This window comes from Tabrizicola sp. T74, from assembly GCF_057219935.1.
Genome location: NZ_JBXVVT010000001.1, coordinates 775,851 through 790,030, shown reverse-complemented (window position 1 = coordinate 790,030; position 14,180 = coordinate 775,851). Strand labels below are relative to the sequence as shown.

At 65.2% G+C, this 14,180-nt stretch carries 12 protein-coding genes; 4 read left to right on the top strand and 8 right to left on the bottom strand.

The window, feature by feature from the left end; translation table 11 throughout:
* Positions 1-497: 497 nt before the first annotated feature.
* The gene (mutS, locus tag AC2EAL_RS04115) at positions 498-3,113 is read left to right on the top strand and encodes a DNA mismatch repair protein MutS (protein ID WP_484722896.1); all 2,616 of its coding nucleotides are present in this window, start codon (positions 498-500) and stop codon (positions 3,111-3,113) included.
* Positions 3,114-3,136: 23 nt separating this feature from the next.
* On the opposite strand, the gene AC2EAL_RS04110 is transcribed toward mutS, so the two are convergent.
* Complete coding sequence (locus AC2EAL_RS04110; RefSeq protein WP_484722895.1) at positions 3,137-3,661, bottom strand: nucleotide exchange factor GrpE; 525 nt, start codon at positions 3,659-3,661, stop codon at positions 3,137-3,139.
* Between the two features lie 15 nt (positions 3,662-3,676).
* Positions 3,677-4,744, bottom strand: a complete 1,068-nt coding sequence (gene hrcA / locus AC2EAL_RS04105; protein ID WP_484722894.1) for a heat-inducible transcriptional repressor HrcA — start codon at positions 4,742-4,744, stop codon at positions 3,677-3,679.
* A gap of 67 nt (positions 4,745-4,811) precedes the next feature.
* Between hrcA and rph the strand changes: the two genes are divergently transcribed.
* Genes rph through hemW form a run of 3 tightly spaced genes read left to right on the top strand, consistent with a single transcriptional unit; the run spans position 4,812 to position 7,305 of the window.
* Positions 4,812-5,528 (top strand): ribonuclease PH, encoded by a 717-nt coding sequence (rph, locus tag AC2EAL_RS04100; RefSeq protein ID WP_484722893.1) that lies wholly within the window; start codon positions 4,812-4,814, stop codon positions 5,526-5,528.
* Entirely contained in the window at positions 5,528-6,133 is a 606-nt protein-coding gene (gene rdgB / locus AC2EAL_RS04095; RefSeq protein ID WP_484722892.1) for an RdgB/HAM1 family non-canonical purine NTP pyrophosphatase, read from the top strand. Before rph ends, rdgB begins: the two co-directional genes overlap by 1 nt.
* Complete coding sequence (hemW, locus tag AC2EAL_RS04090) at positions 6,133-7,305, top strand: radical SAM family heme chaperone HemW (protein WP_484722891.1); 1,173 nt, start codon at positions 6,133-6,135, stop codon at positions 7,303-7,305. The genes rdgB and hemW overlap by 1 nt, the downstream gene beginning before the upstream one ends.
* Here hemW and AC2EAL_RS04085 read toward each other — a convergent pair whose 3' ends face one another.
* From AC2EAL_RS04085 to rho, 6 genes are read right to left on the bottom strand one after another with little or no spacing between them, the layout of a single operon-like run.
* Complete coding sequence (locus AC2EAL_RS04085) at positions 7,306-8,202, bottom strand: ParB/RepB/Spo0J family partition protein (protein WP_484722890.1); 897 nt, start codon at positions 8,200-8,202, stop codon at positions 7,306-7,308.
* Between the two features lies 1 nt (position 8,203).
* Entirely contained in the window at positions 8,204-9,016 is an 813-nt protein-coding gene (locus tag AC2EAL_RS04080) for a ParA family protein (protein WP_484722889.1), read from the bottom strand.
* The gene (gene rsmG, locus AC2EAL_RS04075; protein ID WP_484722888.1) at positions 9,003-9,635 is read right to left on the bottom strand and encodes a 16S rRNA (guanine(527)-N(7))-methyltransferase RsmG; all 633 of its coding nucleotides are present in this window, start codon (positions 9,633-9,635) and stop codon (positions 9,003-9,005) included. Before rsmG ends, AC2EAL_RS04080 begins: the two co-directional genes overlap by 14 nt.
* A complete protein-coding gene (gene mnmG, locus AC2EAL_RS04070; protein WP_484722887.1) occupies positions 9,632-11,497 on the bottom strand; it encodes a tRNA uridine-5-carboxymethylaminomethyl(34) synthesis enzyme MnmG in 1,866 nt (621 codons plus the stop codon). Before mnmG ends, rsmG begins: the two co-directional genes overlap by 4 nt.
* Positions 11,498-11,506: 9 nt before the next feature.
* Complete coding sequence (mnmE, locus tag AC2EAL_RS04065; RefSeq protein WP_484722886.1) at positions 11,507-12,790, bottom strand: tRNA uridine-5-carboxymethylaminomethyl(34) synthesis GTPase MnmE; 1,284 nt, start codon at positions 12,788-12,790, stop codon at positions 11,507-11,509.
* 11 nt (positions 12,791-12,801) lie between these two features.
* The gene (gene rho / locus AC2EAL_RS04060; protein ID WP_484722885.1) at positions 12,802-14,073 is read right to left on the bottom strand and encodes a transcription termination factor Rho; all 1,272 of its coding nucleotides are present in this window, start codon (positions 14,071-14,073) and stop codon (positions 12,802-12,804) included.
* Positions 14,074-14,180 lie beyond the last annotated feature (107 nt).

The following is a 14,180-nucleotide window of genomic DNA, read 5'->3' as shown; positions in this document are numbered from 1 at the left end:
AATACTCCCGCCGGAGGCATCCACGCCCCCAACTTGCCTACCGCTCCAACAGAGGCGCCCTGGCGCCAACCCCCAGACCTTGCTCTTTTCCCAAATACTCCCGCCGGAGGCTCCGCCCTTGCGGCCCTCCCGCCGTCAATAGCCGGGCACCACGGCACAACCCGCATTCCCTCTCCCCTTGGGGGAGAGGGTCAGGGTGAGGGGCGCGCGCCAGGTCACATCTCTCACGCCTGACCAAGGCAAGTGGCATCCGCCGCCAATGCCCGGCGCCGCCACCGGGCAGAAGCGCGCCAGTTCGCCCAGGGTCACCCCTCTCCCCTTGGGGGGAGGGGCCGGGGGAGGGGGGCACCCGGCCAGCATCAATTCCTAACGCCCGGTAAACGCCCACAGCCAACCCATTGAAACCAATAGACCTCCACAGATCGCCCAGCGTGGACAGCCCCCTTTCCCGACCCCAAGCAACCCGATACTCTCCCCCCCAACCCGGGGGAAACGCAGTGACCGAAGACACCGTCACGCCGATGATGGCGCAGTATCTGGAGATCAAGGCCCAGAACCCCGGCGCCCTCCTCTTCTACCGGATGGGCGACTTCTACGAGATGTTCTTCGACGACGCCGACGCCGCCGCGGCAGCCCTCGACATCGCTCTCACCAAGCGCGGCTTCCACCTCGGAGAGCCCATCGCCATGTGCGGCGTCCCGGTCCACTCGGCCGAGGGCTACCTCCTCACACTGATCCGCAAGGGCTTCCGCGTCGCCATCGCCGAACAGCTGGAAGACCCCGCCGAGGCGAAGAAGCGCGGCTCCAAGGCGGTCGTCCGCCGCGACGTCGTCCGCCTCGTCACCCCTGGCACGCTGACCGAAGACTCCCTCCTCGAAGCCCGCCGCCACAACTTCCTCGCCGCCTTCGCCGAGGTCCGTGACCAGGCGGCGCTGGCCTGGGCCGACATCTCTACCGGCGAGTTCCGGGTGATGCCCTCCTCCCTCACTCGCCTGGGCCCCGACCTCGCCCGCATCGCCCCCCGCGAGCTTCTCCTCTCCGAGGCCCGCGAACGCGACATCGCCCCCCTCCTCGACAACACCGCCGTCACCCCGCTCAGCCGAGGCAGCTTCGACTCCACCAATGCCGAGCGCCGCCTCTGCGACCTCTTCCACGTCGCCTCCCTCGACGCCTTCGGCACCTTCGACCGCGCCGAGATCTCCGCGATGGGCGCGCTGGTCGACTACCTCCACCTCACCCAGCGCGGCCGGATGCCCCTCCTCCGACCCCCGGTCAAGGAACCCCTCGGCGGCACGATGCAGATCGACGCCGCAACCCGCCGCAACCTCGAACTCACTCAGGCCCTTTCCGGCGGACGCGAAGGCTCGCTCCTGGCCGCGATCGACCGCACCGTCACCGCCGGCGGCGCGCGCCTCCTGGAACGCCGCCTCTCCTCCCCCTCGCTCGACCTCCACGTGATCCACGCGAGACAAGCCGCCCTCGACCACCTCCTCGAAACCCCCACCCTCCGCGACCAGCTCCGCGAGGCGCTCCGCCGCGTCCCCGACATCGACCGCGCCCTCTCCCGCCTCGCGCTCGACCGCGACGGCCCCCGCGACATGGCCGCCATCCGCGCCGGTCTCGAACAGGCTGGCCGCATCGCCGGATTGATTGCCGAAGCGCCACCCTTGCTGGCGGAAGCTGCCCAATCGCTGATCGGCCACGACCAACTCGTCCAACTCCTGACCCGCGCTCTCGTCGCCGAGCCCCCGCTCCTCACCCGCGACGGCGGCTACATCGCGCCCCACTACGACCCCGAACTCGACGAAACCCGCGCCCTCCGCGACGAAGGCCGCAGCGTCATCGCCCGGATGCAGGCCGACTACATCGACCAGACCGGCATCGCCTCGCTGAAGATCAAGCACAACAACGTGCTGGGCTACTTCATCGAGACCACGACCACCCACGAAGACCGCATGCGCGCCATGCCCGAGCTTTTCATCCACCGCCAGACCACCGCCGGGCAGGTCCGCTTTACCACCCTCGCGCTTTCCGACCTGGAAACCCGCATCCTCAACTCTGCCAACCACGCGCTGGAGATCGAAAAGCGTCACTATTCCGGCCTGAAAGCCGAAATCCTCGACCACTCCGCCGCCATCGCCCTAGCCGCCCGTGCCCTGGCCGAAATCGACCTCGCCGCCGCTTTCGCCGACCTCTCCGCCGAAGAAAACTGGTGCCACCCGGAAGTCGACGACAGCCGCGCCTTCCAGATCACCGCAGGTCGCCACCCCGTCGTCGAACGCGCCCTCCGCAAGGACGGCCAGCCCTTCGTCGCCAATGACTGCGCCCTCACCGACAAGGACACCCCGGCGATCTGGCTGCTGACCGGCCCCAACATGGCCGGCAAATCCACTTTCCTCCGCCAGAACGCGCTCATCGCCCTTCTCGCCCAGGCCGGCTCCCACGTCCCCGCCACGTCAGCCCGCATCGGCCTCGTCTCCCAGCTTTTCAGCCGGGTTGGCGCCTCCGACGACCTCGCAAGGGGGCGCTCCACCTTCATGGTCGAAATGGTCGAAACCGCCGCCATCCTGAACCAGGCCGACGACCGCGCCTTGGTGATCCTGGACGAAATCGGCCGCGGCACCGCCACCTATGACGGCCTCTCCATCGCCTGGGCAACCCTCGAACATCTGCACGAGGTCAACCGCTCCCGCGCCCTCTTCGCCACCCATTACCATGAGATGACGGCACTCGCAGGCAAGCTGCCGGGCGTGAAGAACGCCACCGTCACCGTCAAGGAATGGGAAGGCGAGGTCATCTTCCTGCACGAAGTCCGCGAAGGCGCCGCCGACCGCAGCTACGGCGTCCAGGTCGCCCGGCTGGCGGGCCTGCCCGCATCGGTCATCGAACGGGCCAAGGTCGTCCTCGACGCGCTGGAAAAGGGCGACCGTGAGGGCGGCAAACAGGCCACCCTGATCGACGACCTCCCCCTCTTCCGCGCCGCGCCCCCCGCTCCCCCACCGCAAAAGCAGAAGGTCTCAGCAGTCGAAGAGCGGCTGAAGGACATCCACCCGGATGAACTCACCCCGATGGAAGCCCTGAAACTGATCTATGAAATCAAGGGGCTGGCGTAGGGTGGGCGACGCGCCCACCGCCCTTATCCAGCCGTGTTCGACGACACCCCGACCTGCGCCGGGCGCAGCAGGCGGTCGTGCAGAAGGAACCCTTCCGTCGCCACCTGGATGATTTGCCCGGCCTTGGTCCCTGGCAGCGGCGCCTCGAACATCGCCTGGTGCAGTTGCGGGTCGAACTGGTCCCCCACCGCAGGAGAAATCATCGTGATCCCGTGCTTCGTCATCACATTGGTCAGCTCACGCAGGGTCAGCTCGACGCCCTCGATCAACGCCGCCGAAGCTGCCCGAGACTCCTCCGGGATCGCCTGGATCGCGCGGTTCAGGTTGTCGTAGACCGGCAGCAGGTCCCGCGCCAACCGCGTCCCGCCATACATCTCGGCCTCTTTCCGGTCCCGCTCGGCCCGCTTGCGGCTGTTCTCGGCATCCGCCAGCACCCGCATGAACTTGTCGCGCAACTCATCGCGCTCGGCCCGCAGGGCCTCCAGCTCATCCATCTGGGGTTCAAACTCTTCCAGCTCCACCGGCGAGGTGGCTTCTTCCTGCGACATTCGCAACGTCCTCTTTCAGCCCTTGCCGCGGTCAGAGACCAGGCGGCCCACCAGCTGGGCGGTGTAATCGACAATCGGGACGATGCGGCCGTAGTTCAGCCGAGTCGGTCCGATGACGCCCACCGCGCCGATGATCTTTCGATCAGCGTTCATATAGGGAGAAACCACCAGACTTGAACCGGAAAGTGAGAAAAGCTTGTTCTCTGAACCGATAAAAATGCGCACACCTTCGCCCGCCTCGGTCAGGTTCAGGAATTCGGCGATGTCCCGCTTGCGTTCCAGATCGTCGAACAGCACGCGAATCCGGTCGATCTCCGCTTGATCCGCCGCTTCGCCGATCAGGTTCGACCGGCCGCGCACGATCAGCCGCTCCGACGGCTCCCCGGCGTTTTCCCAGAGGGCCAGGCCACTTTCGACCAACTCCCGCGCCAGCGAGTCGATCTCCTGCCTGCGCCGGGCTATCTCATTGACCATATTGGCGCGAAGCTCCGACAGCGTCCGCCCCTCAGCCAAGGCATTGAGAAAGTTCGCCGCTTCCCGCATCGAGGATGGTGTCTGCCCCGGCGGTGGCACAAAGACTCGGTTCTCGACCTGTCCATCGGCAAAGACCAGCACCACCAGCGCCCGGTCCGGGCCAAGGCTCACGAACTCAATATGCCGGATCGCCGCTTCCCGCTTTGGCGCAAGCACTACGCTCGCCCCACGGGTGATGACCGACAGCGCGGCGCCGACCTCATCCAGCAGGGTCGTCACGTCGTGGTCATTGATTCCCAGCGTCGCGTCGATCTTTTCCTGATCCTCCGGCGCGACTTCGCCTACTTCCAGCAGGCTGTCGACAAACATCCGCAGCCCGGCCTGCGTCGGCACCCGGCCCGCCGAGATATGCGGGCTGTCCAGAAGGCCCAGATATTCCAGATCCTGCATGACATTCCGCACGGTCGCCGCCGAGACCTTTTCGGACAAGGTCCGGGTGAGCGTCCGAGACCCCACCGGCTCGCCCGAGTTCAGATAGCCCTCGACCACGCGGCGGAAAACCTCGCGCGTGCGGTCGTTCATGTCGGACAGGATCGGCTGGCTGGTCATGGTAATCGGGGTTGCATCCTTGGCCCGCGGTTGCATATGTGGCCGCATCCCTAGGAAAGGTTCGGCGATGCGTCCGTCAGGCAGAAAACTAAGCGATCTACGGGCGGTTTCAATCGAAACCAACGTGATGAAGCATGCCGAGGGCTCTTGCCTCATCAAGATGGGCGAAACGCATGTGTTTTGCTCCGCCACGATCGAGGACAAGGCGCCCCCCTTCCTGAAGAACACCGGGCAGGGATGGGTGACGGCGGAATACGGGATGCTGCCGCGCGCGACAAACTCGCGCACGAGGCGTGAGGCCGCGGCGGGCAAGCAATCCGGCAGAACCCAGGAAATTCAACGGCTTATCGGTCGATCCCTGCGCGCAGGCGTGGACCGCCAGGCCCTGGGCGAGCGCCAGATCGTCGTCGACTGCGACGTGATCCAGGCCGACGGCGGCACCCGCTGCGCCTCGATCACCGGCGGCTGGGTCGCGCTGCGTCTGGCGGTGAACAAGCTCTTGTCCTCGGGCGTCATCGTGTCTGACCCGATCCTCGACCACGTCTCGGCGGTTTCCTGCGGCGTCTACGCTGGCCAGCCCGTCCTTGACCTCGACTACCTGGAGGATTCGGCCGCCGGCACAGACGGCAACTTCGTGATGACCGGCGCGGGCAAGCTGATCGAGGTGCAAATGTCCGCCGAGGGCTCCGCCTTCAGCCAAGACGAGCTCCTGCACCTCCTCGACCTCGCCCGCCAGGGCAACGCCGCACTCGTCGCCGCCCAACGCGCGGCCCTGGGCCTCTGATGCTGCACCGCGGGGATCGCCTTCTCGTCGCCACGCACAACCGTGGCAAGCTGGAAGAGATCGCCGACCTTCTGGCGCCCTTCGACGTGACCGTCGTCGGCGCCGGAGACCTCGGCCTCCCCGAGCCTGAGGAAACCGAAACCACCTTCGTCGGTAACGCCCGCCTCAAGGCCCACGCCGCCGCGAATGCCTCGAGCCTCGTCGCGCTGGCCGACGACTCTGGCCTCGCTGTCGACGCGTTGGGCGGAGCCCCGGGCGTCTTCACCGCCGACTGGGCAACCACGTCCAAGGGCCGCGACTTCAAGGTTGGCATGGAGCGTGTCTGGCGCGAGCTGGAGGCCATTAGAGCCCCCGAACCCCGCACCGCCCAGTTCTGCTGCACCCTCGTCCTTGCCGCTCCAGACGGCCAAGACCTTGTCTTCGAAGGCAAATCCCTCGGCCGCCTCGTCTGGCCCGGTCGCGGCGAACAGGGCCACGGCTTCGACCCCATCTTCATGCCCGACGGCTACACCCAGACGTTCGGCGAGATGGACCGCTGGGAGAAGAACCGCCTCTCCCACCGCGCCGACGCCTTCCGTAAACTCGTCGCGGCGCTGTTTCCCTGATGGAGGACTGGCGCCACGCCGGCTTCGGCCTGTATATACACTGGCCCTTCTGCCAGTCGAAATGCCCCTACTGCGACTTCAACAGCCACGTCGCCGCGCGCGTCGACCAATCCCGCTGGCTGCAGGCCTTCCAGCTTGAAATCGACCGCATCGGCGCCCTGACCCAAGGCCGCATCCTCAACACCGTCTTCTTCGGCGGCGGCACCCCCTCCCTCATGGAGTCCTCCACCGTACAAGGCATCCTCGACCGCATCCGCGCGACTTGGACCCTTGCGAACGACATCGAGATCACGCTGGAAGCCAACCCCGGCTCTGTCGAGGCCGCGCGCTTCGAGGGCTACGCCAAGGCGGGCGTCAACCGCGTTTCCCTTGGAATCCAGTCCCTTGACCCAGGCGACCTCCGCCGCCTCGGCCGAATGCATACGGTGGACGAGGCCGCAAAAGCCATAGCCATCGCCCAATCCACTTTCGACCGCGTCTCCATCGACCTGATCTACGCCCGCCAGAACCAGACCCTGCCCGCATGGCGCGACGAGCTTCGCCGCGCACTCGACTTCGGCACCAGCCACCTCTCGCTCTACCAGCTGACCATCGAGGACGGCACCGTCTTCGGCCAGATGCACGCGAAGAACCTCCTCAAGGGCCTGCCCGAGGAAGACCTCTCCGCCGACATGTTCGAACTGACGCAAGAGATCACCCGTGCCGCCGGGCTCCCCGCCTACGAAGTCTCGAATCACGCCCGCCCCGGCGACGAATCGCGTCACAACCTGATCTACTGGCGCATGGGCGACTACGCCGGCATCGGCCCCGGAGCCCACGGCCGACTCACCCTCGATTCGACCCGATTCGCGACGGAGGCCGAGCGCCAGCCAACCCCTTGGCTGACTCGCACGCTCGCGTCCCCCGGTTCCGCCGAAACCACCGACCGCCTTTCGCCCGAGGACCGCGCCAGCGAATACCTGATGTTCGCTCTCCGCCTCCGCGAAGGCGCGTCGCTCTCCCGCTTCGCCGCCCTCGCCGGACAGCCCCTATCGGACCAAGCCCTCGCCGAAGTCGAAACCCTCGGCCTCCTCACCCGCGACGGCGACCGCATCCACACGACCGATCAGGGTGTGGTGATGCTGAACGGCATCCTCCGCGCGCTGCTGGCTGACCGTCAGTCTGCCGACTGATCAGTCTTCATCTGGTAGCTGCGAAAGGATCCGGCACAACCTATCGAGGTCATCCAGCGATCCATAGCGGATCACCAGCTCCCCGCTCTCTGCGCCCGCGGAGTGCTCGATCCGCACCGGCATCTTTAGATTGGCCGAAAGGTCGCCTTCCAGCGCCCGGGTGTCCGCGTCTTTCTCGGACCCCTTGGCGGGCTTCGGCGCAGACGGCTTCACCGACTCCTGCGCCTTCATCAGCCGCTCGACCTCACGGACCGACAGCCCCTTGGCCACGACCTGCGCCGCAAGCTCGCTGGCCTTCGGACTGCCGATCAGCGCCCGCGCATGACCCGCCGAAAGCTTTCCGTCGCGGACGTAGTCCTGAACGTCATCGGGTAGTGTCAGCAGCCGCAACAGATTCGCCACGTGGCTGCGGCTCTTCGAGAGCGCCTCGGCCAGCTTTTCCTGCGTATGCCCGAATCGGGTCATCAGCTGGCGGAACCCCAGCGCCTCTTCGATGGCGTTCAGGTCGGCGCGCTGGATGTTCTCGATGATCGCGACTTCCAGGACCTCGGTGTCGTTAAGTTCGCGCACGACAACAGGAACTTCGTGCAGTTGCGCCAGTTGCGCCGCCCGCCAACGCCGCTCGCCAGCGACGATTTCATAGACATCGCGGCCCGGCTTGCGGCGCACGATCAGTGGTTGGATCACGCCCTTCTGCCGAATCGAATCAGCAAGCGACTCAAGCTCGGATTGCTTGAAGTCCAGCCGCGGCTGTTGCGGGTTCGGCTCAAGCTTGTCGACCGGAACCTGCAGTTCGGCTTTCCGGGGGGCCGCCATCTGCTCCGGCCCGGCAAGATGCACGTCCGCCATCAGCGCGGAAAGCCCCCGGCCAAGGCCTCTTCTCTCATTCTTGGACATCTCAGGCCTCTGTCATCACTGGAGTTTTTCGGCGGTCGGCAATCTCTTTCGCCAAGGCACGATAAGCCTCCGCGCCCTTGGAGGCCGGGTCATAAGTCAGCACAGGCAGGGCGTAGGACGGCGCTTCGCTGATTCGCACATTCCGGGGAATCGTGGTCTTCATCACCAACTCGCCCATGTTGGCGCGCGCATCTGCTTCGACTTGCGCTGTCAACCTGTTGCGGCGGTCATGCATCGTCAACACAATCCCTTCGATCCTTAGGTCCGGGTTGGCCGACCTGCGTACGTCGCGAATTGTCAGCATCAGCTGCGACAGGCCCTCCAGGGCAAAGAACTCGCATTGCAGGGGCACGAGCACCGAATCACATGCGACAAGCGCGTTCACAGTCAGCAGGCTCAGCGCTGGCGGGCAGTCGATCAGAATGTAGTCGAAGCCATAGCTGTCCATTTCCGGCCGGTGCAACGCATCGTGGAGCAAGTAGCTGCGCTTTTCGTTGGACACGATGTCCAGGTCTGCCGACGAAAGATCCGCGTTCGCGGGAATGATGTGGACGTCAGGAATCCCGGTTTCGATCACAACATCCTGTAGGTCGACGCCGTCGACGATCAAATCGTAGCTGGTCTTCTTCCTGTTGTCTGGTCGGATACCCAAACCGGTGGACGAGTTGCCCTGCGGGTCGATGTCCACTAGCAGGACTTTCTTGCCAAGCTCGGCAAGGCCGGCAGCAAGATTGATCGCTGTCGTTGTCTTTCCAACGCCACCTTTCTGGTTCGCTAGAGCAAGGATGTACGGCTCTCGGTCAGTTCTGGGCACGATGGATGTTCCTGATCACAAGAATTGCAGCTTCGCTGTCGGACAAGCTTGGCAGCGTGTCCAGATCAAATGACCACGCCCGCCGAGCTTCCGCGATCTCTTCAGCATGACGCGCGCCTTTTGGAAAGATCGCGACGCCCTGCGCATTCAAGTGGAGTTCCGCGAAGGCCAATAGGTCGGAAAGGGGCGCGAGCGCACGTGCTGAAACAACATCGGCAGCAAGCGGGGCAAGCGATTCGATCCGCTGGCTACGGACCTCGGCTTCGAGGCCCAGCGTCTGGACAGCTTGCCGTAAGAACGTCGCTTTTCTCAAGTCCGACTCGACAAGCGTTACACGCAAGTCTGGCATGCTGTCCCTTGCAAGAAGAGCAACGACAAGCCCCGGAAAGCCACCGCCCGATCCGAAATCGGCCCAGCGTGTCGCTGATGGCGGACACAACGCAAAGATCTGCGCGGAATCTGCAATGTGACGCGCCCAGAAATCCTGCAGCGAGCCTTTGCTGACAAGATTGATGGCAGAGTTCCAGCGTCGCACAAGTGCTTCATAGGCCCGCAAGGCTGCGAATGTTTCACGTGAAACATTCACTCCACCAACTGAGGCTTCAGCAGCCTCCGTCATCCTGCAAGCCGCTCCCCTTGCGGCTTCCGCAAGTGCGCCAGGACAAGGAGCAAAGCTGCGGGCGTAACGCCTTCGATTCGCGAGGCTTGCAGAATCGTGTCTGGTTTCGCTCGCTGGAGCTTTTGCTTCATCTCGTTAGAGAGGCCGGAAATGCCGCTGTAGTCGAGCGACGAGGGGATTCGCTGCGTCTCCTGGCGCCGAAGGTCCGCGACTTCCTTCGCTTGCCGGTCCGAGTACTGGTCATAAGTCGCATCAATCTGCAACTGAACGAGCACGTCGCGCGACAACATCTGGTAGGCTGAGAACGCTGGCACGACTAGATCAAGCTCTGCCCCGGGAAGTGAAAGCACATCATAGGCAGACCGCTTTCCCCCGTCCCGACTTACAGCTATCCCCGCGTCATTCAGCGCTTTCGGACCAATCATTTCCGCCTGCAAGGCGAGCCGTCCCGATTCGAGCAATTCGAGCTTGGCTTCAAACACCTGGCGACGACGCTCAGTGACACAGCCGGCTTGCAGACCGATCGGAGTAAGGCGCCGGTCCGCATTGTCCGCCCGCACCGTCAGCCGGAACTCGGCGCGCGAGGTGAACATGCGGTATGGCTCTGTCACTCCGCGCGAGGTCAGGTCGTCGATCATGACGCCGATGTAGCTGTCCGTCCGGCTGAACTCCACGGGCGCCTTGCCACAAGCAGCGGCGGCGGCATTCAGGCCGGCTACAATCCCTTGTGCTCCCGCCTCCTCGTACCCGGTCGTTCCGTTGATCTGGCCCGCGAAGTACAGGCCCTGCACTGCGCGGGTTTCCAGCGTCCGGTGCAAGCCGCGCGGGTCGAAGTAATCGTATTCGATGGCATAGCCCGGCTGCAGGATCACCGTCTGCTCCAAGCCTGGAATCGTGCGGATATAGGCGTGCTGCACCTCTTCCGGCAGCGAGGTGCTCAGCCCGTTCGGATAGATCGTGTGATCGTCCAGCCCCTCCGGCTCCAGGAACACCTGGTGCGAGGTCTTGTCGGCAAAGCGCACCACCTTGTCCTCGATCGACGGGCAATAGCGCGGACCGACGCCCTCAATATGACCCCCATACATTGCGGAGCGCCCAAGGTTGTCCCGCACGATCTGGTGGGTCGCCTCACTCGTGTGCGTGATCCCGCAGGAAATCTGCCGCGCTTCCGGCGCGCGGTTCAGGAAGGAAAACACCGACGGGTCCTCGTCCCCCGGCTGGCTTTCCAGCCGCGCCCAGTCGATGGTTCGCCCATCCAGCCGGGGCGGAGTACCCGTCTTCAGCCGCCCCACCGGCAGCGCCAGCTCCGCCAGTTGCGCCGCCAGCAGCTTCGAAGGCGAATCGCCCATCCGGCCGCCAGACATCCGCCGGTCGCCGATGTGGATCACGCCGTTCAGGAACGTCCCCGCCGTCAGCACAACCCGGCCCGAGGACAACTCCACCCCAGACGCCAACACGACCCCAGCCACCGCGCCGCCCGCCATCCGAAGCCCGGCAACTTCGCCCTCGATCACATCCAGCCCTGAGGTCGCCAGCAACTCCGCCCGCATCGCCTCACGATAGAGACGCCGGTCGATCTGCGCCCGCGGTCCTTGCACGGCGGGCCCCTTCCGGCGGTTCAGCAGGCGGAACTGGATCCCCGCCCGGTCCGCCATCCGGCCCATCACCCCGTCCAGCGCGTCGATCTCGCGCACCAGGTGGCCCTTCCCAAGGCCGCCAATCGCCGGGTTGCAGGACATCGCGCCCAGCGTCTCCACCCGCAATGTCACCAGCGCCGCCCGCACACCCATCCGGGCCGCTGCCGCTGCCGCTTCGGCCCCTGCATGGCCGCCGCCGATCACGATGACGTCGTAGTGTTTCACGTGAAACCCTCACTTACCGATGCAGAAGCTGGCGAAAATCTCGCCCAGCAGGTCGTCGACATCCACTCGGCCAACCAGAGCATCCAGTGCCCGGACCGCCTGCCGCAGATGCTCCGCCGCCAGCTCGACGCGCGAGTCATCCCTTACCACTTCCGCCCGTGACTCGGCCAGAGCAGCAATCGCCGTTGTAACAGCCACGCGATGCCGTTCCCGCACCAAGGCGCCGGCGGACCCCACGCGGTCGCCCAGGATTTCGCCAATCCGGGCCATCAGCTCTGCCACGCCCTGCCCGGTCTTCCCCGAAACCGCCAGACCGGGACAACCAGATTTGGTGTCTGCCTTGCCCAAAACCACCAGATCATCGCCCACCGGCTCCAGCGGCAACTCTGAGCCATCCGTCAGGAACAGCCGCAAATCCGCCGCCTCGGCCCTAACCAAGGCCCGCTCGATTCCGGCGCGTTCCAGCCGATCCTCGGTGTCGCGCAGCCCTGCGGTGTCCAGGAACGTGACCGGCAGCCCGGCGATCTCCATCCGCACTTCGATCACATCCCGCGTCGTCCCCGCGATCTCTGAGGTAATCGCCGCCTCCCGCCCCGCGAGCTGATTGAGCAGCGTCGACTTCCCCGCATTCGGAGCACCGACGATGGCGACCTCGAACCCGTCCCGGATGCGTTCCGCCGCCGTCACCCCCGCCGCCTCACGCCCGAGGTCGGCCATCAGCCCGTCGATCAACGCCAGCACCTCGGGCGAGACGTCCACCGGCACGTCCTCATCCGCGAAATCAATCGTGGCTTCCAGAAGCGCCCCTGCCCGGATCAGATCACGCCGCCAGCCATCCACTTTCTGGCCCACCGACCCCGACAGCACCCGCACCGCCTGGCGCCGCTGCGCCTCGGTCTCTGCGTCTATCAGGTCCGCCAGGCCTTCGACCTGGGCCAGGTCCAGCACACCGTTCTCCAGCGCCCGCCGCGTGAACTCCCCCGGCTCCGCCAGACGCAGCCCCGGTTGCGCAGACAAAGCCCGCAACACCGCGCCCACCACCGCCGGGCCGCCGTGGCAGTGCAGCTCCACCACCGCCTCACCGGTGAAGCTGGCGCCTTCCGCGAATGAAACCACCAAAGCCTCGTCCAGCAGCTCTCCGCCCCAGACCAGCCGCCGCAACCCCGCCACCCGTGGCGCAGGCAGGGACCCACAAAGCGCAAGACCGGCCGCAAACGCGCCCGGTCCCGAGATCCGTACCACGGCGAGGCCCGACCGACCCCGCGCCGTGGCGAGGGCATAGATCGTATCCATCGCCGCCCGCCTTAGGTGTTCATCGACTCGAAGAATTCGCTGTTCGTCTTCGTCTGCTTCAGCTTCGAGATCAGGAACTCGATCGCATCGGTCGTCCCCATCGGGTTCAGGATGCGGCGCAGGACGTAGGTCTTCTGCAGGTCCATCTTGTCGACCAGCAGGTCCTCTTTCCGGGTGCCGGACTTGAGGATGTCCATCGCCGGGAACACGCGCTTGTCGGCCACTTTCCGGTCCAGCACGATTTCGCTGTTACCGGTGCCCTTGAATTCTTCGAAGATCACTTCGTCCATCCGGCTGCCGGTGTCGATTAGCGCGGTCGCGATGATGGTCAGCGACCCGCCTTCCTCGATGTTCCGGGCCGCACCGAAGAACCGCTTCGGGCGCTGCAGGGCGTTCGCATCCACACCACCGGTCAGCACCTTCCCAGAGGACGGGACCACGGTGTTGAACGCGCGGCCCAGACGGGTGATCGAGTCTAGCAGGATCACCACATCGCGCTTGTGTTCGACCAGGCGCTTGGCCTTCTCGATCACCATTTCCGCCACCGCGACGTGCCGTGTCGCCGGTTCGTCGAAGGTCGAAGCGACGACCTCCCCCTTCACCGTGCGCTGCATGTCGGTGACTTCCTCGGGGCGTTCGTCGATCAAGAGGACGATCAGGTAGCACTCCGGATGGTTGGTCGCGATGGAATGCGCGATGTTCTGGAGGAGCACCGTCTTGCCGGTCCGCGGCGGCGCCACGATCAGCCCACGCTGGCCCTTCCCGATTGGCGAGACGAGGTCAATGATCCGGGCAGAGCGGTCCTTGATCGTCGGGTCCTCGACTTCCATCTTCAGCCGCTCATCGGGATAGAGGGGCGTCAGGTTGTCGAAGTGGACCTTGTGCTTGGCCTTCTCGGGATCGTCGAAGTTGATCTTCGTGGCCTTGGTCAGGCTGAAGTAACGTTCGGTCTCGGACGGTGCCTTGATCACGCCCTCGATGGTGTCGCCGGTCCGCAAGGAGAACTGGCGGATCATCTCGGGAGAGACGTAGATGTCGTCAGGGCCGGGCAGGTAGTTGGCCTCGGGCGAGCGGAGGAAGCCGAAGCCGTCCTGCAGCACTTCCAAGACGCCGTTTCCGCCGATCTCCCAGCCTTCCTCGGCATGTTCCTTCAGGATCGAGAACATCATCTCGCCCTTGCGCATGCTGGGGGCGTTCTCGATCTCCCACTCCTCGGCCATGGCGAGGAGATCGGCCGGGGTCTTGGCCTTGAGGTCGGCGAGGTTCAAGCGTTCAACGGTCATGGAATACCTTTGGGCGGACCACGGCCTTTGCGGCGGGTCTCAGCGGATTTGCAACGGGAGATGCGACGGACCGGACGGCCCTGCAAGCCGCCACGTAAGACCTGGCG